Source organism: Microbacterium luticocti DSM 19459, from assembly GCF_000422405.1.
Classification (GTDB): Bacteria; Actinomycetota; Actinomycetes; order Actinomycetales; family Microbacteriaceae; genus Microbacterium; species Microbacterium luticocti.
The window spans coordinates 177,984-200,724 of sequence record NZ_AULS01000002.1; the positions used below are offsets into that span (position 1 = coordinate 177,984).

The window sequence follows — 22,741 nt, forward strand, 5'->3', positions numbered from 1 at the left end:
CGATGTTCCGCTCCCTCGGCCTGTTCAACTACCGGGTCTGGTTCATCGGCGCCCTGATCTCGAACATCGGCGGCTGGATGCAGTCCACCGCCCAGGACTGGGTGGTGCTCACCGAGCTGACCCACAACGACGCCACCGCGATGGGTGTCACGATGGCGCTGCAGTTCGGCCCGCCGCTGGTGCTGGTCAGCGTCACCGGATGGGTCGCCGACCACTTCGACCGGCGCAAGCTGCTGATGTGCACGCAGTCGGCGCTCGGACTGCTCGCCATCACGGTCGGCATCCTGCTGCTCACCCACGTCATGACACTGCCGATGATGTGGCTGTTCGCGGGCCTGTTCGGCGTCGCCAACGCCTTCGACTCCCCCGCCCGTCAGGCGTTCGTCTCGGACGTCGTCTCACGCGAGAACGCCGCCAACGCGGTCGCGCTGAACTCGGCATCCTTCAACACCGCCCGCCTGATCGGCCCCGCCGTCGGCGGTGTCATGATCGTGCTGGTCGGTTCGGGATGGATGTTCCTGATCAACGCGGCCACATTCCTCGCGATGCTCGTGGCCCTGTCGATCATGCGGCTGAACGAGCTCGAGCCGCGCGTGAAGGCGACGGATGCCACGCGCCTGGCCGACGGGTTCCGGTATGTGGCGCGCCGCAAAGACCTGCTGGTGCTGTTCGTGATGGTGTTCCTGATCGGCGCATTCGGCATGAACTTTCCGATCTTCGCGTCGACCATGGCGCTGGAGTTCGGCATGAAGGCCGACGGGTACGGGGCGCTCAGCTCGCTGCTGGCGATCGGGTCGCTGGCCGGCGCCCTGATGGCGGCGCGGCGCGACCGGGCGCGGATGCGGGTGGTGATCTTCGCCACGGGCGGCTTCGGCATCGCGTCGCTGGTCTCGTCGCTGATGCCGGTGTACTGGATGTACGGGGTGGTGGTGATCTTCGTCGGGTTCAGCACGGTGTCGATGCTGACGACGGCGAACGGGTACGTGCAGACGACGACCGACGCGCAGTTGCGCGGCCGGGTGCTGGCGCTGTACATGGCGGTGATCATGGGCTCCACGCCGGTCGGCGCGCCGATCGTGGGATGGGTGGCGACGGCGTTCGGTCCGCGTACCGCGATCCAGCTGGGTGCGGCGGCGGGGCTCATCGCCTGCGCGATCGGCGCGACCTGGATCATCACCTCGGGCCGGCTGCATCGCAGCGAGACGCACCGGTTCGCGCTGTCGATCGACGAGACCCGGCCGATCCAGGTGGTGCAGCCGAAGATCCCCGAGGAGTTCAGCGACCCACTGGCCCAGACCACGCCGATCAAGCTGCCTTCCGACGAGCTCGACACCCGGGGCGTGGCGCCGCGGGCGGACGGGTCTGCCGGCTGATGCCGACACTGTCCGACCTGATCGTCGGGGTGCTGGCGTGGCGGTTCGCACGCTCGGGCGAACCGGCCGACCCGCGGCCCGATGTCGACACCGCGTCGCTGCAGCGGCGGTTCCCGCACCTGGCGGCTGTGCAGGTCGAAGATGTCGCGGTGACCGGCCCGCACGGCCCGGTGCCGGCGCGGCTGTACCGGGTGCCGGATGCCACGGCCACCGCCGCGTTCGTCTGGGTGCACGGCGGGGCGTTCGTGGGCGGCACACTCGACATGCCCGAGTCGAACTGGGTGGGCCTCGAGTTCGCGGCTGCCGGGATTCCGACCCTGGCGGTCGATTACCGCAAGGCGCTGCGGGGTGTGCGGTATCCGGTGCCGGGCGACGATGTGCGCGCCGCGTGGGACCACGCCACCTCGCACGCGCGGGAGCTGTTCGGGACGGATGCCGCGGCCATGCACCTGGGCGGGGCGAGCGCCGGCGGGGCCATCGTGGCCGGGCTGGCGCTGCGGCTGCGCGACGAGGGCGCCCGGCTCCCGGCATCCCTCGTGCTCGCCTACCCGATGCTGCACCCCGACCTGCCGCCGAACACGCCCGAGACCCTGAAGCTGATGGCGAAGATGCCGGCGCGGCTGCGGTTCCGCCCCGGGCTGGTGCACGCGCTCGCGAAGCACTACGCCGGACGGCGCGGGCTGCGCGACCCGTACGCGTTCGCCGGGGTGGCGACCGACCTGCACGGACTGCCGCCGACCTACATCCTGGTCGCGATGATCGACGACCTGCGCTCAAGCGGCGACCGGTTCGCGCAGCAGCTGCGCAGCGCCGGCGTGCGCGTCGAGCTGTTCGCCGAGCGCAGCGCGACCCACGGCCACCTCAACCACCCCGAGGCGGCGTCGGCACGGCGCAGCCTGACGCGCATCCGGGAGTGGATCGACGGGTTCAGCTGAGGCGCTGCGCCAGGTGGCGTCCCGCCTCACGCCGCCGGCGGATCGGGTCGGCGGGGGTGGCCTCCTCGTTCCCCGCCCGTTCGCGGGCACGTCGTGTCATCGAGCCCGTGAAGCTGTCGCGTGCGAGCAGGCCGGAGGTCATGCCGGCCGGCTGCCCGTCGAAGCCCGCACGACAAGCTCAGGGCGGAAGAGCACATGCGTGTCGAGGTCTTCGCCGGCGGCCGCCGAGAGCAGCAGGTCGACCGCGGTCGACCCGATCAGCTCGGCCGGTTGACGAACGGAACTGAGGGGCACGACCGCCGCCGCGGCGAAGTCGATGTCGTCGTAACCGATGAGGGCGATGTCGTCCGGAACGCGGATGTCACCGGTCATGACCAAACCCTGCAGCAGCCCGAGGGCGATCAGATCGTTCGCGGCGAACACCGCGTCGGGACGCGCTGACCGCTTCCGGAGGGCGATCCGCTCGCCGGCGCGCCGGCCCTCTTCGACCGTGAGCCCGCGGGTGCCGATGAACTCCAGTGCGGCGTCGGGCACAGCGGCCACGGACTGCTGCGCACCATCGAGGCGGTCGGCGACCTGGCGCAGCGACGTCGGTCCACCCACCAGCGCGAGGTGTCGACGCCCGAGAGCGAGCAGGTGGTCGGCGGCGACGCGTCCGCCCTCGACGTCGTCGACGGCGACCGAGGGAAAGCCGTGCTCATGCGACTCGCGGTCGACGAGCACGATCGGGGTACCGCGATCCCGTATTCGACGCAGCCGCGGCAGATCCTCGGCGATCGGTGTGATCAGCACCCCCGAGACACGCTGCTGTTCGAAGAGGTCGAGGGCTGACCGCTCCCGTTCGATCTTCTCATCGCTGTTCGCGACGAAGACCGAGAGGTCATGCTCGGCGGCACGGTCTTCGGCGCCCCGGATGACATCGGTGAAGAACGGGTTGCGGATGTCGAGTACGACGAGGCCGAGTGCTCGACTGCGGCCGACGCGCAGCTGACGCGCCGCGTCATTGCGCACGAAGCCCAGCCGTTCGATAGCACGCTGCACCCGTTCGACCGTCGGTGCAGAGACCTTGTCGGGGCGGTTCAGCACGTTCGACACGGTGCCCACCGACACGCCTGCCGCCTCCGCCACATCACGCACACTCACTGCCACGTCGCCTCCCGTGACGACCTTATCGCGGAGCTATGAAACGGATCAATCACGACTCTGCCCTCCCGCTTGACAGGCACTCGATGGAGCCCATACGCTGGCGAGCGGTCAATATGAATCGATTCATTTCTCGACGAGGGGGGGGCAGGTATGGGCACGACGCCGGTGCTGGAACTGCACGACGTGCAGAAGTCGTTCGGCGCCGTGGTGGCGCTGCGCGCAGGAACGATCAGCGTGAACGGCGGATCCATCCACGCGCTCGTCGGCGAGAACGGTGCAGGCAAGTCGACGCTCGTGAAGATCGTCGCCGGCCTGTACCAGCGTGACGGCGGCACCTTCCGGTTCCAGGGCGAGGACGTCGACTTCACCTCGACGGCGCAGTCCAAGGCCGCCGGGGTCGCGGTCATCTACCAAGAGCCGACGCTCTTTCCGGATCTCTCGGTCACGGAGAACATCTTCATGGGCCGCCAGCCCGTGAATCGGTTCGGGCGCATCGACCGGAAGGCCATGCGGCGTGAGGTCGAGCGACTGTTCACCCGCCTTGATGTGGTCATCGACCCGGACCGACCTGCTGAAGGCCTCTCGATCGCCGACCAACAGGTCATCGAGATCGCCAAGGCCGTGTCGCTGGACGCGTCGCTGTTGATCATGGACGAGCCGACGGCCGCACTGTCCGGCAAGGAAGTGGATCGGCTGTTCGCGATCGCGCGCAGTCTGCGCGATGAGGGACGGGCCCTCATCTTCATCTCGCACCGATTCGACGAGGTGTTCTCACTCTGCGACACCGTCACCGTGATGCGCGACGGCGCCTACGTCGGCACAAGTGCGATCGCCGACACCGAACCCGATGAGCTCGTACGCCAGATGGTGGGGCGAACGATCACCGAGCTGTTCCCCAAGCAGCCCGCACGCATCGGAGAGGCCCTGCTCGAAGTCGACGGACTCAGCCGCGCCGGCGTGTTCCACGACATCGGCTTCACCGTTCGATCCGGTGAGATCGTCGGCTTGTCGGGCCTGGTCGGCGCAGGCCGCAGCGAGGTCGTCCGCGCTGTGTTCGGTGTCGACCCCTACGACGAGGGCATGGTCCGAGTCTCGGGAAAGAACGTCCCCGCCGGCGATCCGGCGGCAGCGATGCGGGCGGGAATCGCGCTTGTACCCGAAGACCGCCGAAAGCAGGGGCTGGTCACCGAGTCCAGCGTCGCGCACAACATCACCCTCGCGATTCGACGTCGACTGGCCCGGTTCGGGATCATCACCGCTGCCATGGAGAATCGCGCGGCGAAGGAATGGGCCAGCCGGCTGGAGGTGAAGACGCATGCACTCGACACTGTGGCCGCAACACTCTCCGGCGGCAATCAGCAGAAGGTCGTCCTCGCCAAGTGGCTCGCCACGGGGCCCCGCGTCCTCATCATCGACGAGCCCACCCGCGGCATCGACGTCGGGACGAAGTCGGAGGTGCACAGGCTGCTGTCGCAGCTTGCCGGCCAAGGCATGGCCGTGCTGATGATCTCGTCGGAACTTCCCGAGGTCCTCGGAATGGCCGACCGCATCCTGGTCATGCGTGAAGGCCGCATCACCGCCGACATCCCCCGCGAACAGGCCACGTCGGAAAACGTCATGTACGCCGCCACTCACGCTACGGAGCAGCAGAAGTGACCACGATTGCGATCCGCACCTCTTCTGTGACCAAGACGCTCAGCGCACTCGGCCGCGCCCGAGAACTCGGCATTCTTCTCGCGGTCGTTCTCGTGGTCATCGCTGCCACCGTGAAGAACCAGGCCTTCTTGTTCAGTCACGACGGCTGGCGTGACCTTCTGCTGACCCCGTCCATTCTGCTGTTGGTCGCCGTCGGCCAGGCCATCGTGATCATCACCCGCAACGTCGACCTGTCGGTCGGCTCGGTGGTCGGGCTGACCGCCTACCTCACCGGCCGGCTCTTCAGCGACGTCCACGGCATCCCCATCGTTCTGGTGGTCGTCGCGGCCGTCGCACTCGGCGCGGTGCTGGGTCTGATCAACGGCGCTCTGGTCGCGTTCGCGAACGTCCCCTCGATGGTGATCACCCTGGGCACCCTCTATGCCTTCCGCGGCATCGACGTGGTCTGGGCCGGCAGCAATCGCGTCAACGCGTCCGATCTGCCGTCTTCGTTCCTCTCGCTGGGGACCGGGCAGCTGCTGTCGATTCCGATCTTGACGATCGTGGCGGTCGTCGTTCTCATCGCCGCCGGCTGGTACATGCGCAACGCCCGCAGCGGGCGCGAACACTATGCGATCGGCTCCGATCCGGCCGCCGCTCACCTGTACGGCCTGCGCGTCACCCGCCGCGTCCTGTTCGCCTTCGTCCTGTCCGGCGCTCTCGCGGGTCTGGCCGGTGTCTTCTACGCCGCTCGCTACGGCACCGTCGATTCCCAGGCCGGAAGCGGGTGGGAGTTGCAGGCGGTGGGAGCTGCCGTCATCGGCGGCGTCGCGATCATGGGCGGGGTCGGCACGGTGTGGGGCGCGGCGTTGGGCGCCGTCCTGCTGATGACCATCAACCGCGCCTTGCCGGTGCTCGGCATCCCCGACTTCTGGCAGGGCGCCGTGGTCGGCGTGCTCATCATCGGCGCCATCGTGCTGGACCGTGTGTTGGCCGTGCGGCAGAAACGCCGCCTCATCGAAGCAAGGGACGACTCATGACCACCACGACCGCACCGTTGCGCGCCGTCCGCGACTTCACGCATCCGCTGTGGCGTCGAGTGGTCGCCACCCGCGAGTCCGCGATCGTCGCCCTGCTCGTCATCGTCGCGGTGGTGGCTTCGGTCACCGTGCGCGGCTTCAGCCAGCCGATCACGCTGACCTACCTGTTGCTGGACGTCACGCCCATCCTCCTGATCGCCCTGCCGATGACCCTCGTCATGATCACGGGCGAGATCGATCTGTCGGTCGGCAGCATGGTCGGCCTGTCCAGCGTGGTCACCGGCGCGCTCGTACAGGCACACTGGCCGTTCGGCATCGCCGCGATCATGGCCCTGCTGGTCGGCGTTCTCGGCGGAGCCGTCAACGGCCTCCTCGTGACGGTCGTGGGGCTGCCGTCGCTGGCGGTCACGATCGGCACACTGGCGCTGTTCCGCGGCGTCGCCGTGGGCACATTGGGCACGACCGCCGTCACCGACTTCCCCGATCAGTGGACCGCGCTTGCCCAGGCACGGATCTCGGGCACCACCATTCCGTATGTGATGATCCCATTCTTGATCCTGCTCGTCGTCTTCGCGGTGCTGTTGCACTTCACACCGTTCGGCCGTGGCATCTACGCCGTCGGCCTCTCCAAGGACGCGGCACGCTTCTCAGGGGTGAACGTCGAGCGCACGAAGCTCATCCTGTTCATCTTGACCGGCGTCGTCTCGGCCTTCGCCGGGATCTTCTACACACTGCGCTTCGGCAGTGCCCGCGGTGACAACGCCACCGGACTCGAACTGCAGGTCATCGCCGCCGTCGTTCTGGGCGGTGTGTCGGTCTTCGGCGGGCGCGGCAAGCTCTACGGCGTCGTCGCGGCGGTCCTGCTCATCGGTGCGTTGTCGAGCGCCCTGCGTCTGGCCAACGTCACCTCCGACGTCATCAACATCATCACCGGCATCCTGCTGGTGGTCTCCGTCGTCGCTGCGAGCGTGCTGGCATGGGCACAGAAGAAGCGACGGCGCCCCCACGTGACGGCATCCACAGCAGCATGACAGGCCGTCCCACCGCCGACGACGAGCGTCGCGGCATCCCGATGAAAGGAAATGAACAATGACGTTTGCACGCAAGCGTGTCGCGGCCCTCGCCGCGATCGCGGTGACCGCCGCGCTGGCGCTCACCGGCTGCGCCGACACCGGCCCGGCTTCGGCCCCCACGGGAGGCGCCGGAGGCGGCTCGGACAACCTCGCCGTCACGTTCCTGCCGAAGAACCTCGGAAACCCCTACTTCGACACCTCCGCCAAGGGCGGCAAGGCCGCGGTCGAAGAGTTCAAGGGCACGTTCAACCAGGTCGGCCCCGCACAGGCATCCCCTGACGCACAGGTCAGCTATATCAATACCGCGACGCAGCAGGGCGTCGGCGCGCTCGTCGTCTCGGCGAACGACCCGAAGGCCATCTGTGATGCCCTGAACCAGGCGCGTGACAACGGGGTCAAGGTCGTCACCTTCGACTCGGACACGGATGCGTCGTGCCGTGACCTCTTCGTCAACCAGGCCAGCGCCGACGGCATCGCGAAGGCACAGGTCGACCTGATCGCCGATCAGATCGGCGACTCGGGCGAGATCGCGATCCTGTCGGCCGCCGCCAATGCGACGAACCAGAACGCCTGGATCGACAAGATGAAGGCGCTTCTGAAGTCGGATCACCCGAACATCTCTCTCGTCGACGTCGTCTACGGCAACGATGACGACCAGACATCGTTCGACAAGACCGCCGCGCTGCTGCAGTCGCACCCGAAGCTCAAGGGCATCATCTCGCCGACCACCGTCGGCATCGCCGCGGCCGCGCGCTACCTGTCGACCTCGTCGTACAAGGGCAAGGTCGCACTCACCGGCCTGGGAACACCGAACCAGATGCGCGAGTACGTCAAGGACGGCACCGTCACCGCGTTCGCGCTGTGGAACCCCGAAGACCTCGGATACCTCTCGGCGTTCGCGGCGAAGGCACTGATCACCGGCGAGATCACCGGCAAGGAAGGCGACACCTTCACCGCCGGAAAGCTCGGCAAGTACACGGTCGGCGCGAACGGCACCGTGCTGCTGGGTGACCCGTTCGTCTTCGACAAGGACAACATCGACAAGTTCGACTTCTAGCCGACGGTGCCCGGCCGGTTCCGGCCGGCCGGGCACGTCACCGGAAAGGCCCTCGCCATGACCCGCGTCTGCTTCGAGCTGCGCATCAAACCCGAGCTGCTCGACGAATACCTGGCCCGGCACCGCGCCGTCTGGCCCGAGATGCTGGCCGAGATCGCGGCGGCGGGCCGGCGCAACTACTCCCTCTTCCTCGCCGATGGCGGACGCCTCGTCGGCTACTACGAGGTCGACGACGATGCGGCCGCGCAGGCGTACCTCGCGGCATCCCCCGTCGCCACGCGGTGGGAGGCCGACATGGCCCGCTTCTTCGAGGGCCTGCAGGGACGCCCCGACCAGAACGCGATTTGTCTGACCGAGGTCTTCAACCTGCACGACCAACTCACCGCCACGAACGAAGGCACATCATGACCACTCTCTCTTCCGAGATCCTCGCCACGCTCGAGAAGCAGGCGATCGAACTGCCCAGCTGGGCGTTCGGCAACTCCGGCACCCGGTTCAAGGTCTTCACGACGCCCGGCACGCCGCGCGACCCGTTCGAGAAGGTGGCGGATGCCGCTCAGGTCCACGCCCTCACCGGGCTGGCACCCACCGTCGCGCTGCACATTCCATGGGACCTCGTCGACGACTTCGGCCTGTTGCGCCGGCACGCCGAAGACCTCGGCGTGCGCCTGGGCACCATCAACTCCAACGCCTTCCAGGACGACGACTACAAGTTCGGCTCGCTCACCTCGGCCGACGACGCGGTGCGCCGCAAGGCCATCGATCACCACCTCGCGTGCATCGACGTGATGGATGCCACCGGCAGCCGTGACCTGAAGATCTGGCTGGCCGACGGCACGAACTATCCGGGGCAGGACGACATGCGGGCCCGTCAGGACCGGCTGCACGAATCCCTGGCCGAGATCTACGCGCGCCTGGGTGACGACCAGCGCCTCGTGCTCGAGTACAAGTTCTTCGAGCCGGCGTTCTACCACACCGATGTTCCCGACTGGGGAACGTCGTACGCGCAGGTCAGCGCCCTGGGCGACAAGGCGATGGTGTGCCTCGACACCGGGCACCACGCCCCCGGCACCAACATCGAGTTCATCGTCATGCAGCTGCTGCGCCTGGGCAAGCTCGGCTCGTTCGACTTCAACTCGCGCTTCTACGCCGATGACGACCTGATCGTGGGCGCCGCCGACCCGTTCCAGCTGTTCCGCATCCTCGACCAGGTGATCCGCGGTGGCGGGCTGAACAACCCCGACGTGGCGTTCATGCTCGACCAGTGCCACAACATCGAGAAGAAGATCCCCGGGCAGATCCGCTCCGTGCTCAACGTGCAGGAGATGACCGCCCGTGCCCTGCTCATCGACCGGCAGGCGCTGGCCGCGGCGCAGGCGGCGAACGACGTGCTGACCGCGAACCAGATCTACATGGACGCGTTCTACACCGACGTGCGCCCCGCCCTCGCAACCTGGCGCGAGTCCCGCGGGCTCCCCGCCGACCCGATGGCCGCATACGCGGCATCCGGCTACCAGGAGCAGATCGAGGCCGACCGCGTCGGCGGCGTGCAGGCCGGGTGGGGAGCGTGACGACGATGACCAACCCGACCGTCGCCGACCTGATCGCGCGCAGCAACCGGCTGGGCGCCGACCCGGCCAACACGAACTACGCCGGGGGCAACACCTCGGCCAAGGGCACCGAGACCGACCCCGTCACCGGCGAGCAGGTCGAACTGCTCTGGGTGAAGGGATCGGGCGGCGACCTGGGCACCCTGAAGCCCGAGGGTCTCGCCGTCCTGCGCCTCGATCGCCTCCGCGCGCTCGTCGACGTCTACCCCGGCGTCGACCGCGAGGATGAGATGGTCGCAGCCTTCGACTACTGCCTGCATGGCAAGGGCGGGGCGGCACCGTCGATCGACACCGCCATGCACGGGCTGGTGGATGCCGCACACGTGGACCACCTGCATCCCGATTCCGGCATCGCGATCGCCACGGCCGCCGACGGCGAAGAGCTCACCACAAAGATCTTCGGCGACAAGGTGGTGTGGGTGCCGTGGCGGCGCCCGGGCTTCCAGCTGGGCCTGGACATCGCCGCGATCAAGCGGGCGAACCCCGCCGCGGTCGGCTGCATCCTCGGCGGGCACGGCATCACCGCATGGGGTGACACCTCCGAGGAGGCCGAGCACAACTCGCTCTGGATCATCGCCACCGCGCAGGCCTACATCGACGAGCACGGCGATGCTGCGCCCTTCGGCCCGATCCGCCCGGGCTTCGAGGCGCTGCCCGAGACCGAGCGGCACGCGAAGGCCGCCGCTCTTGCCGCCACGATCCGCGGGCTCGCCTCGACCGACAAACCGATGGTCGGCCACTACACCGACGCGCCGGCGGTGCTGGACTTCCTGGCATCAGAGAAGGCGCCGGCACTGGCCGAGCTCGGAACGAGCTGCCCCGACCACTTCCTGCGGACCAAGGTCACCCCGATGCTGCTCGACCTGCCGGCCGACGCGTCGGTCGAGGCATCCATCGCCCGTCTCAAGGAACTGCACGAGCAGTACCGCGCCGACTACGCCGCCTACTACCAGCGCCACGCCGACGCCTCGTCGCCGGCCATGCGTGGCGCCGATCCGCTGATCGTGCTGGTGCCGGGCGTCGGCATGTTCTCGTACGGCGCGAACAAGCAGACCGCGCGGGTCGCGGGCGAGTTCTACGTGAACGCCATCAACGTGATGCGCGGCGCCGAAGCCCTGTCGAGCTACAGCCCGATCCCGGAGTCGGAGAAGTTCCGCATCGAGTACTGGGCGCTCGAAGAGGCCAAGCTGCAGCGGATGCCGAAGCCGAAGAGCCACCAGGGACGCATCGCGTTCGTCACCGGCGCCGCGTCGGGCATCGGCAAGGCGACAGCTGCGCGGTTGGCGGCCGAGGGCGCATGCGTGGTGGTCGCCGACCTCGATCTCGCCAAGGCGCAGGCGACCGCGGCCGAGCTGGGATCGACGGATGTCGCGATCGGCGTCGCCGCGAACGTCGCCGACGCCGACGCGGTGCAGGCGGCGATCGATGCCGCGCTGCTCGCCTTCGGCGGCATCGACCTGGTCGTCAACAACGCCGGCCTCTCGCTGTCGAAGCCGCTGCTTCAGACCACTGAGAAGGACTGGGACCTGCAGCACGATGTCATGGCGAAAGGCTCGTTCCTCGTATCGCGCGCGGCGGCGAAGCCGCTCATCGAGCAGGGCATGGGCGGCGACATCATCTACATCTCGTCGAAGAACAGCGTGTTCGCCGGCCCGAACAACATCGCCTACTCGGCGACCAAGGCCGACCAGGCACACCAGGTGCGGCTGCTGGCGGTCGAACTCGGCGAGCACGGCGTGCGCGTGAACGGCATCAACCCCGACGGCGTCGTACGCGGCTCGGGCATCTTCGCCGGCGGATGGGGCGCACAGCGCGCCGCGACCTACGGGATCAAGGAGGAGGACCTGGGCCAGTTCTACGCGAACCGCACGATCCTCGGGCGCGAGGTCGTGCCCGAGAACGTCGCCGACGCCGTGTACGTGCTCACTGGGCCCGAGCTCTCGCGCACCACAGGCCTGCACGTGCCCGTCGACTCCGGCGTCGCGGCCGCATTCCTGCGATGAGCGCCGTCGCCGCGGTCGACCTCGGCGCCACGAGCGGGCGCGTGATCGTCGGCCGATTCGCCGACGGCGTGCTGCACACCCGCCACATCGCCCGGTTCCCCAACGAGCCGGTGCGCACGCCCGACGGCCTTCACTGGAACGTCCTGGAGCTGTACCGCGCCGTCATCGAGGGTCTCGCTGCGGCCCAGCGGCAGGCCCCGGGCGAGATCGCCGGTGTCGGCATCGACTCCTGGGCCGTCGACTACGGGCTGCTGCGTCGCGATCGCCTGCTCGGGACCCCGTATCACTACCGCGACGAACGCACGGCGCACGGTGTGGCATCCGTGCACGCCCGAATCGGCGCCGCAGAGCTCTACGCCCGCAACGGGGTGCAGCATCTGCCGTTCAACACGGTGTTCCAGCTCGCCGCCGACCGCGACCTTCTCGAGATCGCCGACCGGATGCTGCTGATCCCGGACCTGCTCGGATACTGGCTCACCGGCACCGCCGTGGCCGAGCGGACCAACGCCTCGACCACGGGTCTGCTCGACGCGCGCACCCGCGAGTGGGACCACGAGCTCGCGGCGATCGTGGGCGTGCCCGACCGCATCCTTCCTCCCCTCGTCGATCCGGGCACCCGGCTGGGCCCGGTGACCGGGCCCGCCGCCGAGGTCGTCGGCCGCCCGCTGGAGCTGATCGCGGTCGGATCGCACGACACCGCCTCGGCGGTCGTCGGCGTGCCCAGCACGCGACCCGACACCGCCTACATCTCCTGCGGCACGTGGGGGCTCGTGGGCCTCGAACTGGAGCGGCCGATCATCACCGAGCAAGCCCGGCTCGCCGGCTTCACGAACGAGGGCGGCGTCGACGGTCGCATCCGGTTCCTGCACAACGTGATGGGGCTGTGGCTGCTGTCCGAGAGCCTGCGTCACTGGGAGCCCGCGGCGACCGCCGAGCAGCGCTCGGCGCTGCTGCCGGAACTGCTGGATGCCGCAGCCGCCGTCGATCCGGCCACGGTGGCGATCTTCGATGTCGACGATGAGCGGTTCCTGCCGCCGGGAGACATCCCCGGTCGCATCCGCGCGTGGTGCGCCGAGCACGGCGAGACCGCGCCGGCGGGACGCGCCGAGACCGTGCGCAGCATCGTCGAGAGCCTCGCGCAGGCGTTCGCCGACACCGTGCAGCGCGCCTGCGAGGTCGCCGACCACGAGGTCGCGGTCATCCACCTGGTGGGCGGCGGCAGTCAGAACCGGATGCTGTGCCAGTCCACCGCGGACCGCTCCGGCCGTCCCGTCGTGGCCGGGCCCGTCGAGGCGACCGCGATCGGCAATCTGCTCGTACAGGCGCGCACCCTCGGCATCCTCTCCGGCGGCCTCGACGCCCTGCGCGCCGTGGTCGCCCGGTCCGAGCGGCTCGTCCGCTACGAACCCCGTCGCCCGTTGTGAGACAGGCCCCGAAGGCGTGTCTCACAACACGCGGGATGCCGCGATCCGGGGTCGCACGTTGTGGGACACGGCTCGGGCGTCTGTCGCAGAAGATGCGGGATGCCGCGGCACCAGCCCGCACCTTGTGGGACACGGTCCGGCCATCCGCGCCGCGCCGCACGCGAGTTGCACCTCACTGGCACGCGACCGTGAAGTAGCGGCGCAGCGTGCGCGTCCACGGGTTGTGCGGCAGGTGCGGGTAGAGCAGCGCAGCGGCGCAGCAGTACTTGCTCACCGTGTGCGGCCGCACCCCGGCCCGCAGCAGCGCACGATCGAGCGGTCCGGCGCCGCCGGCAGACTTCGTCTCGACGAGCACGTCGCCGGGCCCCTGCACCCGCGCCGAGCCGGCGACGGCCTCGAGGTCGACGTCCAGCGTCACCCTGCTCTCGTCGTGCACGAGCGTGGTGCGGTGATAGACGGTCTCGAGCACGGGGCGCAGCTGGGCCGCCTCCGCCCGCAGCGGCCGCTGGGCCGAGTCCGCGCCGACCGGCCGCGCTGCGGCATCCGTCCCGACGATCCCGGCGATGTACGCCCGGGCCTCCGCATCGAGCGCGGCGGGATGCCGCGGGTCGTGCGCGATGCGCTGCTTGACGGTCTGCCCGCGGTAGCCCTTCGCCTTCACCTCGAGCAGGCAGTCGCCCGAGTCGCAGTAGGTGCGGGTGCGCACCTTGTACCGATGCCGGCGCCCCTGCACGTGCTGCCGGTAGAACGCGAACCGCGGCGAGTCGAAGTACACCGTGCGGTACCGGAACGCCCGCACGCCGTCGATCTCGAGCGCCCGGTACCCGTCCTCCCCGGCCAGCACCTGTGCCAGCACCGCCCGCGGCACGAAGTACTTGCGGTCGACCCGGGTCATCAGCCGCGCCGAGGCGTTCAGCTCGTCTAGCGAGATCGCCGGCAGCCGCGCGAACCGTGCGTCCGGGGCGCTCATGCCGACACCCGCTCGCGCGCCGGCGGCAGGTCGGCCGGCGCGGGCGTCCGTGCGGGCTGCGGCATCCGCTTCGCCGGTACGGATGCCACGGCCCGGGCCCGCGGCCTCCGGTATCGCACGTCCACCACCGTGACGTCGCGCACCAGGTCGACGTCGAGCACCTCCACGCGGGTCACCACGGCGGCCAGCACGTCCGACAGCGCGGCCCGCAGCGCCGCAGGATCGGTGATCGCCCGGTCGAGTGTGAGCGTGTGGCGGTGGGTGCGCGGCGCGAGCAGCGGACTGTCGACCACGAGCATCACCACCAGCAGCAGTCCCGACAGCGCCGGCACGATCCACACCGGCGCCGGTCGCAGCCCGGCCAAAAGGCCCAGGGCGAGCGAGGTGAAGTAGTACGCGATCTCCTGCTGCGTGATCTGGTCGCTGCGCAACCGGATGATCGACAGGATGCCGAACAGTCCCATGCCGAGCCCGATGCCCACCTGCACCGACGCCAGCGCCAGCGTGACCGCCAGCACCCCGACGTTCAGGGCGATGTAGGCCAGCAGCAGGTCACGACGCTGGTGCCGGCGGAAGTACAGGCCGTACGCGAGCACGGTGATCGCGACGAGGTCGGTGGCCAGGGTGATGAGAAGGTCGACAGACATGTTCACTCCGTTCGGGATGCTGTCTGCCACACTCCCCGGTCACGGTAAGGCGATCATGAGCCGCACATGAGAGGGTTCATACCTTCGCGCGCAGCCGGTAGCCGGCGCCCCGCACGGTCTCGATCTGCTCGCCGCCGAGCTTGGTGCGCAGGTACCCGACGTACACGTCGACGACGTTCGAGCCGGGATCGAAGTCGAACCCCCACACCCGGCTGAGCAGCTGCTGCCGGGTCAGCACCTCGTCGGGATGCCGCATGAACGTCTCGAGCAGCGTGAACTCCCGCGCGGTCAGCTCGACGGCGGTCTCGCCGCGCGATGCGCGCCGGGTGCGCACGTCCAGCGTCAGCTCGCCCACCCGCAGCACGCTCGCCTCGCCCGAGGCCTCGCTGCGCAGCCGCAGCCGGATGCGGGCGATCAGCTCTTCGATCGCGAACGGCTTGCGCATGTAGTCGTCGGCGCCGCCCTTGAGCCCGGCGACGGTGTCTTCGATGGCGTCGCGGGCGGTGAGGATGATCACCGGGATCTCGATGCGCTCGGTGCGCAGCACCCGCAGCACGCTGAACCCGTCGAGCTTCGGCAGCCCGATGTCGAGCACGAGCAGGTCGAACTGCCCGCTGCGGGCGTACTCGACGGCCGACCGTCCGTCGGCGACGACCTCGGTGCGGAATCCCTCGGCCGCGAGCCCCTTGCCGATGAACGCGGCGATGCGCTGCTCGTCTTCGGCGATGAGGATGCTGTTCACGTCTCCTCCTGGGCACGTGTCAGGGCGGGCGCCGGGGCGGGTGTTCGGACGGGTGCACGGTACGGCAGGTCGATCGTGAAGGCGGCGCCCTCCCCGGGTGCGGACCGCACCTGCACGGTGCCGCCGTGGGCCTCGGCGATGCGGGCGACGATCGCCAGGCCGAGCCCGCTGCCGTGGCCGTGGCCGGTGTCCGGACCCCGATGGAACCGCTCGAAGATGTGCTGCTGCTCGTCGGGCGGGATGCCGCATCCGGTGTCGTTCACCCACAGCCGGATGCGCCCGTCGGCCACCGCGCCGCCGAGCGCGATCGCGTCGCCGGGGTCGGTGTGGGCGACGGCGTTGGCGGCCAACTGCACGAGCGCCTGGGTGAGCCGCTGCCCGTCCACGAGTGCGATCGCGTCGGGACCGATGGGCACGGCGTCGATCGACCAGCGGCGGTCGCCGAGCGCGGTGGCCTTCGCGAGGGTTTCGACGACCAGGTCGGCCAGGTCGGTGGGCTCCCGCAGCAGGAACCCGGGCCGCTCACTGCGGGCGAGCATGATCAGGTCGTCGACCAGCCGCGACATCCGTTCCAATTCGTCGCCCACCAGGTGCAGCGTCTGCGCCCGCTCGTCGGGGTCGTCGCCCATGGTGTCGAGATGGCCCCGGATGATGGTGATCGGCGTGCGCAGCTCGTGCCCGGCGTCGTCGAGAAAGCGGCGCTGCCCGTCGAACGCCGCCTCGAGCCGGTCGAGCATGCGGTTGAACGTGGCCGCCAGCTGCGCGACGTCGTCGGTGCCCGACACCGCGATGCGCCGGCCGAGGTCGGTCTCGCCGATGCGGGCGGCCGTCTCGCGCACCGCCCGGATCGGGGCGAGCACCCGCCCGGCGACGATCCATCCGGCGACGGCGGCGACGGCCAGGGCGCTGGCCGAGATCACGACCATGGTCCGGATCGTCGACCAGGCCTCGTCGTAGGCCGGCGCGAGGAACTCGACCACCACGAGCCTGCCGGCCGGGGTCGCTGCGCCGGCGGCGGCCACCGGGATGACGGCGTACTCGGCGGGCCCGGCCGTGGTGTCGATGCGCCCCGCGGTGGGCGCGACGACACGCGCGGCCATCGCCACGAACGCCGCGTCGCGGTCGAGCCGGGCCGGCGGGTCCTCGCGGCTGCGCAAGTGTGCCCGCGCGTCGACGACGCTGAAGAACGTCTCGGCCTGCTCGGGCACGCTGTGCGCGAGATAGCCCGCGAGCAGCTCGTCGACCGAGGCGAACGGGCGTGAGGTGGCGGGGTCGGTTCCGAGTGCGAACGCCCGGAACTTGTCGGCCTCATGGCCGAGCTCGGCGGATGCGGCGGCGTCGATGCGCGCGAACAGCGCGCGCCCGGTGGCCAGCACGATGACCGCCACGGCGACGGCGACCAGAAGCAGGATCCAGCCGAGGATGCGCGTGCGCGCGCTGATCCCGCGGCGTTCAGTCGTCATCATCGTCGTCGTCATCATCGTCATCGTCGTCCCCGGCCGGCGGCGGCGGGGCCGGGGGCACGACGACGGCGCCGCCGGACGGCCCCGCACCGGGCGTGGGCGACGGGGATGCCGGGGGCTGCGGCGTCGGTGTGTGCGTCGATGTGGGTGCGGGTGCGAGCGTCACGACGACCTCCGGCCCGAGTCGCGGCGGGGCCGTCGACAGGGCGAGATCGACCACCGCCCAGGCGCCCGCGGCCACCGCCACGGCCGCCGGGACCGCCGCCCACGCCCACCGCGCCATGCGCTCCAGTCTGCCCGAGCGGCTCGCCGCGGCCGCACAGAGTAAGGAAAGTCTCACACCGGTCCGCGACCGCCCCTACAACCCGAGCGCGTCGAGCGCGTCGAACAGGCCGGTGCGCCACCAGGCGTAGTCGTGGCCGCCGGTGTACCACCGGGTGTCGACCTCGGCGCCGGCCGAGGTCGCAGCGGCGGCGAACGCCTCAGCGCCGGCGATCATGCCGTGCTCTTCGGTGCCGGCCTGCACCACGAACCGGCCGCCCACCCGCGCCGACGCGAGCGCCGCGACCAGGTCGCCGGTCTGTGCGGCGTCGGGCCGGGTCCGCACGTCGTCGGCGCGGAAGTGGAACGATCCGGACTGCACGATCGCGGTCTGTGCGATCTCGGGCGCCAGGCACACGGCCAGCGCGGCCGCGAGCCCGCCGTAGCTCTGCCCGGCCACGACGGTGGCCGCGGCATCCCACCGGCCGATCACCTCGCCGACGGCGGGGACGATCTTCTCGCGCAGGTACGGCAGCAGCCGGTCCGGATGCGGCAGCAGCCGCGACCGGCGCTCGCGCGATCCCGCCGGCACGAGCACCGTCGTCGGCCACCGTCGCCGCCGGGCGAGCGCCGCGGCGATGCCCAGCTGCTCCCACCACTGCCCGTCGAACAGCACGAGCACCTCGGGCAGGTCACCGTGCACGACGGTCAGCGGCACCTCGCCGGCGCACACCGTCGTGACCGGCGGCGGGTCGACCGGGTCCGGTGCGAACGCCGGATGCTGCGGGGCTTTCGGCATCGTCAGCACCGACGAGGTGGTGCCCAGCGGGTTGGGCAGCGTGTCGGGGTTGCGCGGATCGGGCCGGCCGAGTGAATGGATCCGCAGCCACCCGTCGCGGGTGCGTCCGGCGTCGCGCGGCAGGTGCACGGCGGCGGCGAACCGGTAGCTCACGCACAGCTCCGGCGGCAGCAGGTAGGTCAGCGCATGCACGCCGCCGCCGACCGGTTCGAGCAGCGCGGGCCGGATGTCGTCGCGGTGCCCGTCGGTGACCCCGTTCAGGTGCACCATGACCTCGTGCCCCGGCTCGGCGTCGGCCGCGAACGTGACCGGGTGCAGCATACGCCCGTCGTGCACGACCGCATCGCCGATCACCGGCCAGGTCGCGCTGATCTGTTCGGGGCGGATGCCGCGGCGCAGCCGCCGGTGCGCGTCACTGTCCGCACGCACCGGTCCCCCGCCGTCCGCGCGCGGCACGCCCCGCACCGGGTCGGCTTCGGCGACGCTCATGCCGCACCGTCCGCGATCGGGCCCGGCCACGCGGCATCCGGGTCGACCGCCTCGGTCGCCGTGTCGGACACCGCCCACCCGGCCAGCGGCACGACCATCGGGGTGCCGGTCACCGGATCGGGCAGCACCCGGGCGCGCAGCCCGAAGACCCGCTCGATCAGCGCCGCGTCGACGAGACCGGCCGGATCGCCCTGCGCGACGATCGCCCCCTCGCGCATCGCGACCAGGTGCGTGGCGTAGCGGCACGCCTGGTTGATGTCGTGCAGCACCGCGACGATGGTGCGCCCGGCCGCGTGCAGACGCCGGCACAGCTCGAGCACCTCGACCTGGTGGGCCATGTCGAGGAACGTGGTGGGTTCGTCCAGCAACAGGATGCCGGTGCCCTGCGCGAGCGTCATCGCCAGCAGCACGCGCTGCCGCTGCCCGCCCGACAGCTCGTCGACGTGCCGGCCGGCGAGGTCTGCCACGCCGGTGACCCGCAACGCCTCGTCGACGGCGTCGGCGTCGGCACTCGTCCACTGCCGCAGCAGCCGCTGGTGCGGAAAGCGCCCGCGGGCGACCAGGTCGGTGACTGCGATGCCGTCGGGCGTGGCCACCTGCTGCGGCAGCAGCGCCAGCCGCCGGGCCACCTCACGGCTGCGCAGGTCACCGATCGGTGTGCCGTCGAGCCGCACCTGCCCGGCCTGCGGTGTCAGCAGACGTGCCAGCGCCCGCAGCAGGGTCGACTTGCCGCAGGCGTTGGGTCCCGCGATCACGGTGAATCCGCCGTCGGGGATCGCCAGATCCAGGTCGGGCACCACGGTCCGCCCGTCGTACGCCAGCCGGACCCCGTGCGCACTCAGTCGTGCGTCCGTTCCGTCCATCGCCGTCTTCTCTCCCCCGGTCCGGTCGGTCACGTCGTCCCCTTCCCCCTCAGCGCCCGCGCCCGAGCAGCCACAACAGGTACACCCCGCCGAGCACACCGGTGACCAGTCCCACCGGTGCCGACAGGTCCAACGGCAGGTGTTGTGAGATCAGGTCGGCGGCCACCAGCAGCACCGCGCCCATCGCGGCCGACCCGGCGATCGCCACCGACGTGGACCGGCCGATGCGGGTGACCAGCTGGGGGGCGGCCAGCGCGACGAACGCGATCGGCCCGGCGGTGGCGGTCGCGAACGCGGCCAGCGCGACCGCGACCGACAGGGTCGTCAGCCGCAGCGCCCCGACCTGCACCCCCACCTGCCGGGCCTGGTCGTCACCGAGCTCGAGCACCGCCAGCGCACGCCGGGCAACCAGCAACACCGGAACCAGCACCACGACGGCGAGCACCGTGGGCAGAACCTCGGGCCAGCCGCGGGCGTTGAGCGTGCCGACCAGCCAGATCTGCGCGGCGATCGCCTCGTCGCGCTGGCTGTGCGTCATGAGCAGGTCGTTGACCGCCGCCAGCAGCGCGCCGGTGCCGATGCCCACCAGCACGATGCGGTAGCCGCCACCGACGCCGCCGCGCAGACTCAGCATCCCGACGGTGACGGCGGTGAGCGCACCGCCGGCGACTGCGGCCAGCGCCACCGCGAGAGGCGGTGCGTCGAACACGAGGATCGCGACGATGGCACCGGTGGCCGCCCCGGTGATGAAGCCGATGACATCAGGCGAGCCGAGCGGATTGCGTGTGACGGACTGGAACACCGCTCCGCTGACCCCGAGCGCCGCTCCGACGGCGACACCGGCGACGAGCCGTGGCATCCGGATCATGCCGATCACCCGTTCGACGGCGGGCTCGGCGTGCCCGGTGGCCGCCGCCCACAGATCGGCCGGGGCGATGTCGAACGTGCCGGTCAGCAGCACGGCGATCCCCAGCGGCACCAGCAGCAGGGTCAGGATGCCGCAGGTGATCGCCGGGCGCCGCCGCCAGCGCAGCGACACCCGGCCGCCGCGGCTGCGCCACACGTGCGCATCGTGCTCGACGGTCGCCATCACAGCCTCATCAGCCGGCGTCGGCGGGCGAGCAGGATGAACACCGGCGCCCCGATCAGGGCGGTCACGATCGAGGTCTCGAGCTCGTCGGGCGGCAGCAGCACACGGCCGATCACGTCGGCGCCGAGCACGAGGATCGCGGCGGCCAGGGCCGACAGCGGCAGGATGCGGCGGTAGTCGGGGCCGACCAGCAGCCGCACGCCCAGCGGCGCGACCAGGCCGACGAAACCGATCGGCCCCGCCACCGCGGTGGCCGTGCCGGCCAGCAGCACCACCAGCACCGCCCCGGCCACCAGCACGCGCTGCGGGGCCGCCCCGAGCGCCGTCGCGGTGTCGCGGCCGAGGGCGACCGCGTTGAACGAGCGCCCGAGGGCGACCGCCACCAGGATCGCCGGCACGGTCAGGGCCAGCGCGGGGGCGATCAGGTCGGGTCCACGTCCCTGCACCGAGCCGACGGCCCAGTGCCGGAACGTGTCGAACACGCCGGGATAGTTCAGCAGCAGCGCGTTGGTGTACGCGCCGAGCGTGACCGCCAACGCGGCGCCGGCCAGGGTGAGGCGGACCGGGTCGGCGCCGCGGCCGAAGACGCCGCCGAGGGCGGCGACGATGACGGATGCCGCGGCCGCGCCCCCGAACGAGAACAGGAACGAGCCGGTGGTGCCCCACAGCCCGCCGGTGGCGGCGATGCCGGTGGCGGCCGCGGCGGCGGCACCGGCGTTCACGCCCAGGATGCCCGGCTCGGCGAGCGGGTTGCGGGTGAGGGCCTGCATGATGCACCCGGCCACCCCGAGCGCGGCGCCGACTGTGACGGCCAGCACGGTGCGCGGCACGCGCAGCTCGGTGACGACCAGGTGCGCGGTGTCGGTGGCATCCGGTGCCACCAGCGCCTGCCACACGAGAGCCGGCGGGATGTCACGGGACCCGACCAGCAGGCTGAGCACCGCGCACGCGGCCAGCAGCGCGAGCCCCGTGATCGCGATGAGCACCCGGCCGCGCGCGGTGCTGCGGGCGACCGGCCCGGCGGCGGCGATCGAGATCACGTGAAGTCGGACTCGACGGTGTCGACGATCTGCGAGGCGCTGTAGTAGTCGATGCGGAACGAGGTCGGTCCGAGCGGGTGGATCTGCCCGGCCTTCACCGCGGGCGCATTGGCCAGCACGGGGGTCTTCGCCAGGTCGGCCGCGGTCTTCTCGTCGCCGCTGATGACGAACACGACCGATCCGGTCAGGGCGGTGGTGGCGTTCTCGATCGACAGGAACGCGAAGTCGTCGCGCTTCTTCTCACTGAGGTCGGCGCCGTCGGGAGCACCGACGATGTCGAAGCCGAGGGCCGTCAGCAGTTCGGCGTGCGCACCGCCGGGCTTGGCGAACGCGGTCTGACCCGAGGTGCCGTTCCACACCACGGCGTTGGCGGTGCCGCCGGGCACGGTGATCTTCGCGGCCACGTCGGCGACGCGCTTGTCGAAGCCGGCGACGAGGTCTGCGGCATCCTGCTCGTGCCCGGTCGCCTCGCCCAGGGTCTCGGCCAGCTGCTGCCAGCTCTCGTCGCCGTAGTTCAGCACGATGGTGGGGGCGATCTTCGACAGCTTCTCGTACTGATCGGCGGTCGCATCCGCCCCGGTGGACGAGACGACGATCAGGTCGGGCGCGGCGGCGATGATCGCCTCTTCGTCGAACTCGAGGTTGGGGTAGAGCGAGGTCACGCCGCGGTCGTGGGCGACGTCGGCCCACTGGCTGAAGAAGCCCTGCGTGTCGGTGATGTCGCTCGGCGTGGTCGTGGCGGTGGCGGTCACCGGCGCGTCGATGGCCAGCAGCGTTCCGGTCAGCGTGATCGAGGTCGACACGATGTTCGCAGGCTTCGCCGGGATCTCGGTGGTTCCGGCCTCGTGCGCGATGGTGCGCGGCCACCCCGCGTCAGCGGTGCCCGAGCCGGTGGAGGCCGGGTCGGTCGTGGCGGGCGCGGATGCGGCGGCGCAGCCGCCCAGGACCAGGGCGAGCGCGGCGGCGCTCGCGGCGACGAGGGTTCTCAGACGCGTATGCATGGGACTCCTTGCTGTGGGGACGTCCCTTCCAGGTTAGGTATGCCTATCCTCAACTCATCGCTAGAATCGGACAGTCGATA

Annotated in this window: 22 protein-coding genes; 10 read left to right on the top strand and 12 right to left on the bottom strand. The window is 70.6% G+C overall.

Annotated elements, in window-relative coordinates; genetic code table 11:
* Positions 1-2: 2 nt before the first annotated feature.
* Both H577_RS14975 and H577_RS14980 read left to right on the top strand, forming a co-directional pair.
* Positions 3-1,373: an MFS transporter gene (locus tag H577_RS14975; protein ID WP_084515839.1), complete on the top strand. Its 1,371-nt coding sequence runs from the start codon at positions 3-5 to the stop codon at positions 1,371-1,373.
* The gene (locus tag H577_RS14980; RefSeq protein ID WP_051191699.1) at positions 1,373-2,308 is read left to right on the top strand and encodes an alpha/beta hydrolase fold domain-containing protein; all 936 of its coding nucleotides are present in this window, start codon (positions 1,373-1,375) and stop codon (positions 2,306-2,308) included. The genes H577_RS14975 and H577_RS14980 overlap by 1 nt, the downstream gene beginning before the upstream one ends.
* On the opposite strand, the gene H577_RS17540 is transcribed toward H577_RS14980, so the two are convergent.
* On the bottom strand, positions 2,301-2,450 hold the full coding sequence (locus H577_RS17540; protein WP_156876542.1) for a hypothetical protein: 150 nt from the start codon (positions 2,448-2,450) through the stop codon (positions 2,301-2,303). The two genes, H577_RS14980 and H577_RS17540, sit on opposite strands and share 8 nt — an antisense overlap.
* Positions 2,447-3,457 (bottom strand): LacI family DNA-binding transcriptional regulator, encoded by a 1,011-nt coding sequence (locus H577_RS0103730; protein ID WP_029144815.1) that lies wholly within the window; start codon positions 3,455-3,457, stop codon positions 2,447-2,449. Before H577_RS0103730 ends, H577_RS17540 begins: the two co-directional genes overlap by 4 nt.
* Before the next feature lie 147 nt (positions 3,458-3,604).
* Between H577_RS0103730 and H577_RS0103735 the strand changes: the two genes are divergently transcribed.
* The 8 genes from H577_RS0103735 to H577_RS0103770 are packed head-to-tail and all read left to right on the top strand — an operon-like array spanning position 3,605 to position 13,296.
* Positions 3,605-5,110, top strand: coding sequence for a sugar ABC transporter ATP-binding protein (locus tag H577_RS0103735; RefSeq protein ID WP_029144816.1), 1,506 nt, complete (start codon positions 3,605-3,607; stop codon positions 5,108-5,110).
* The gene (locus tag H577_RS0103740) at positions 5,107-6,129 is read left to right on the top strand and encodes an ABC transporter permease (protein WP_029144817.1); all 1,023 of its coding nucleotides are present in this window, start codon (positions 5,107-5,109) and stop codon (positions 6,127-6,129) included. The genes H577_RS0103735 and H577_RS0103740 overlap by 4 nt, the downstream gene beginning before the upstream one ends.
* Positions 6,126-7,160 carry an ABC transporter permease gene (locus tag H577_RS0103745; RefSeq protein WP_029144818.1) on the top strand — a complete coding sequence of 345 codons (1,035 nt, stop codon included), beginning with the start codon at positions 6,126-6,128 and terminating at the stop codon, positions 7,158-7,160. Before H577_RS0103740 ends, H577_RS0103745 begins: the two co-directional genes overlap by 4 nt.
* Positions 7,161-7,218: 58 nt before the next feature.
* Entirely contained in the window at positions 7,219-8,259 is a 1,041-nt protein-coding gene (gene rhaS, locus H577_RS0103750) for a rhamnose ABC transporter substrate-binding protein (protein ID WP_029144819.1), read from the top strand.
* A 57-nt stretch (positions 8,260-8,316) separates the two neighbouring features.
* Positions 8,317-8,667, top strand: a complete 351-nt coding sequence (locus H577_RS0103755; RefSeq protein WP_029144820.1) for an L-rhamnose mutarotase — start codon at positions 8,317-8,319, stop codon at positions 8,665-8,667.
* Entirely contained in the window at positions 8,664-9,830 is a 1,167-nt protein-coding gene (gene rhaI, locus H577_RS0103760; RefSeq protein WP_029144821.1) for an L-rhamnose isomerase, read from the top strand. The genes H577_RS0103755 and rhaI overlap by 4 nt, the downstream gene beginning before the upstream one ends.
* Before the next feature lie 5 nt (positions 9,831-9,835).
* Positions 9,836-11,872 (top strand): bifunctional rhamnulose-1-phosphate aldolase/short-chain dehydrogenase, encoded by a 2,037-nt coding sequence (locus H577_RS0103765; protein ID WP_029144822.1) that lies wholly within the window; start codon positions 9,836-9,838, stop codon positions 11,870-11,872.
* Positions 11,869-13,296 (top strand): rhamnulokinase, encoded by a 1,428-nt coding sequence (locus H577_RS0103770; RefSeq protein WP_029144823.1) that lies wholly within the window; start codon positions 11,869-11,871, stop codon positions 13,294-13,296. The genes H577_RS0103765 and H577_RS0103770 overlap by 4 nt, the downstream gene beginning before the upstream one ends.
* Before the next feature lie 172 nt (positions 13,297-13,468).
* On the opposite strand, the gene H577_RS0103775 is transcribed toward H577_RS0103770, so the two are convergent.
* The 10 genes from H577_RS0103775 to fepB all read right to left on the bottom strand — a co-directional run bounded on the left by H577_RS0103775 (position 13,469) and on the right by fepB (position 22,661).
* Positions 13,469-14,266: a polyphosphate polymerase domain-containing protein gene (locus tag H577_RS0103775; protein ID WP_029144824.1), complete on the bottom strand. Its 798-nt coding sequence runs from the start codon at positions 14,264-14,266 to the stop codon at positions 13,469-13,471.
* Entirely contained in the window at positions 14,263-14,913 is a 651-nt protein-coding gene (locus H577_RS0103780) for a DUF4956 domain-containing protein (RefSeq protein ID WP_029144825.1), read from the bottom strand. The genes H577_RS0103775 and H577_RS0103780 overlap by 4 nt, the downstream gene beginning before the upstream one ends.
* A 76-nt stretch (positions 14,914-14,989) precedes the next feature.
* Positions 14,990-15,655, bottom strand: coding sequence for a response regulator transcription factor (locus tag H577_RS0103785; RefSeq protein WP_029144826.1), 666 nt, complete (start codon positions 15,653-15,655; stop codon positions 14,990-14,992).
* Complete coding sequence (locus H577_RS14985) at positions 15,652-17,133, bottom strand: sensor histidine kinase (protein ID WP_211217885.1); 1,482 nt, start codon at positions 17,131-17,133, stop codon at positions 15,652-15,654. The genes H577_RS0103785 and H577_RS14985 overlap by 4 nt, the downstream gene beginning before the upstream one ends.
* Positions 17,108-17,401, bottom strand: coding sequence for a hypothetical protein (locus H577_RS14990; RefSeq protein WP_084515776.1), 294 nt, complete (start codon positions 17,399-17,401; stop codon positions 17,108-17,110). The genes H577_RS14985 and H577_RS14990 overlap by 26 nt, the downstream gene beginning before the upstream one ends.
* A 75-nt stretch (positions 17,402-17,476) precedes the next feature.
* Positions 17,477-18,667: an enterochelin esterase domain-containing protein gene (locus H577_RS0103800; RefSeq protein WP_029144827.1), complete on the bottom strand. Its 1,191-nt coding sequence runs from the start codon at positions 18,665-18,667 to the stop codon at positions 17,477-17,479.
* The gene (locus tag H577_RS14995; protein WP_084515777.1) at positions 18,664-19,530 is read right to left on the bottom strand and encodes an ABC transporter ATP-binding protein; all 867 of its coding nucleotides are present in this window, start codon (positions 19,528-19,530) and stop codon (positions 18,664-18,666) included. Before H577_RS14995 ends, H577_RS0103800 begins: the two co-directional genes overlap by 4 nt.
* 49 nt (positions 19,531-19,579) lie before the next feature.
* Positions 19,580-20,620 carry a FecCD family ABC transporter permease gene (locus H577_RS0103810; RefSeq protein WP_036283643.1) on the bottom strand — a complete coding sequence of 347 codons (1,041 nt, stop codon included), beginning with the start codon at positions 20,618-20,620 and terminating at the stop codon, positions 19,580-19,582.
* Positions 20,620-21,660 carry a FecCD family ABC transporter permease gene (locus tag H577_RS0103815; protein WP_051191701.1) on the bottom strand — a complete coding sequence of 347 codons (1,041 nt, stop codon included), beginning with the start codon at positions 21,658-21,660 and terminating at the stop codon, positions 20,620-20,622. Before H577_RS0103815 ends, H577_RS0103810 begins: the two co-directional genes overlap by 1 nt.
* On the bottom strand, positions 21,657-22,661 hold the full coding sequence (gene fepB / locus H577_RS0103820) for a Fe2+-enterobactin ABC transporter substrate-binding protein (protein ID WP_029144830.1): 1,005 nt from the start codon (positions 22,659-22,661) through the stop codon (positions 21,657-21,659). The genes H577_RS0103815 and fepB overlap by 4 nt, the downstream gene beginning before the upstream one ends.
* Positions 22,662-22,741 lie beyond the last annotated feature (80 nt).

Excerpts from the sequence above, each read along its gene's own strand:
- H577_RS14975 (WP_084515839.1), top strand. The coding sequence starts at position 3 with ATGTTCCGCTCCCTCGGCCTGTTCAACTACCGGGTCTGGTTCATCGGC.
- H577_RS14980 (WP_051191699.1), top strand. The coding sequence starts at position 1,373 with ATGCCGACACTGTCCGACCTGATCGTCGGGGTGCTGGCGTGGCGGTTC.
- H577_RS17540 (WP_156876542.1), bottom strand. The coding sequence starts at position 2,450 with ATGACCTCCGGCCTGCTCGCACGCGACAGCTTCACGGGCTCGATGACA.
- H577_RS0103735 (WP_029144816.1), top strand. The coding sequence starts at position 3,605 with ATGGGCACGACGCCGGTGCTGGAACTGCACGACGTGCAGAAGTCGTTC.
- H577_RS0103745 (WP_029144818.1), top strand. The coding sequence starts at position 6,126 with ATGACCACCACGACCGCACCGTTGCGCGCCGTCCGCGACTTCACGCAT.
- rhaS (WP_029144819.1), top strand. The coding sequence starts at position 7,219 with ATGACGTTTGCACGCAAGCGTGTCGCGGCCCTCGCCGCGATCGCGGTG.
- H577_RS0103755 (WP_029144820.1), top strand. The coding sequence starts at position 8,317 with ATGACCCGCGTCTGCTTCGAGCTGCGCATCAAACCCGAGCTGCTCGAC.
- rhaI (WP_029144821.1), top strand. The coding sequence starts at position 8,664 with ATGACCACTCTCTCTTCCGAGATCCTCGCCACGCTCGAGAAGCAGGCG.
- H577_RS0103765 (WP_029144822.1), top strand. The coding sequence starts at position 9,836 with ATGACCAACCCGACCGTCGCCGACCTGATCGCGCGCAGCAACCGGCTG.
- H577_RS0103770 (WP_029144823.1), top strand. The coding sequence starts at position 11,869 with ATGAGCGCCGTCGCCGCGGTCGACCTCGGCGCCACGAGCGGGCGCGTG.
- H577_RS0103775 (WP_029144824.1), bottom strand. The coding sequence starts at position 14,266 with ATGAGCGCCCCGGACGCACGGTTCGCGCGGCTGCCGGCGATCTCGCTA.
- H577_RS0103780 (WP_029144825.1), bottom strand. The coding sequence starts at position 14,913 with ATGTCTGTCGACCTTCTCATCACCCTGGCCACCGACCTCGTCGCGATC.
- H577_RS14985 (WP_211217885.1), bottom strand. The coding sequence starts at position 17,133 with ATGACGACGACGATGATGACGACTGAACGCCGCGGGATCAGCGCGCGC.
- H577_RS14990 (WP_084515776.1), bottom strand. The coding sequence starts at position 17,401 with ATGGCGCGGTGGGCGTGGGCGGCGGTCCCGGCGGCCGTGGCGGTGGCC.
- H577_RS0103800 (WP_029144827.1), bottom strand. The coding sequence starts at position 18,667 with ATGAGCGTCGCCGAAGCCGACCCGGTGCGGGGCGTGCCGCGCGCGGAC.
- H577_RS14995 (WP_084515777.1), bottom strand. The coding sequence starts at position 19,530 with ATGGACGGAACGGACGCACGACTGAGTGCGCACGGGGTCCGGCTGGCG.
- H577_RS0103810 (WP_036283643.1), bottom strand. The coding sequence starts at position 20,620 with ATGGCGACCGTCGAGCACGATGCGCACGTGTGGCGCAGCCGCGGCGGC.
- fepB (WP_029144830.1), bottom strand. The coding sequence starts at position 22,661 with ATGCATACGCGTCTGAGAACCCTCGTCGCCGCGAGCGCCGCCGCGCTC.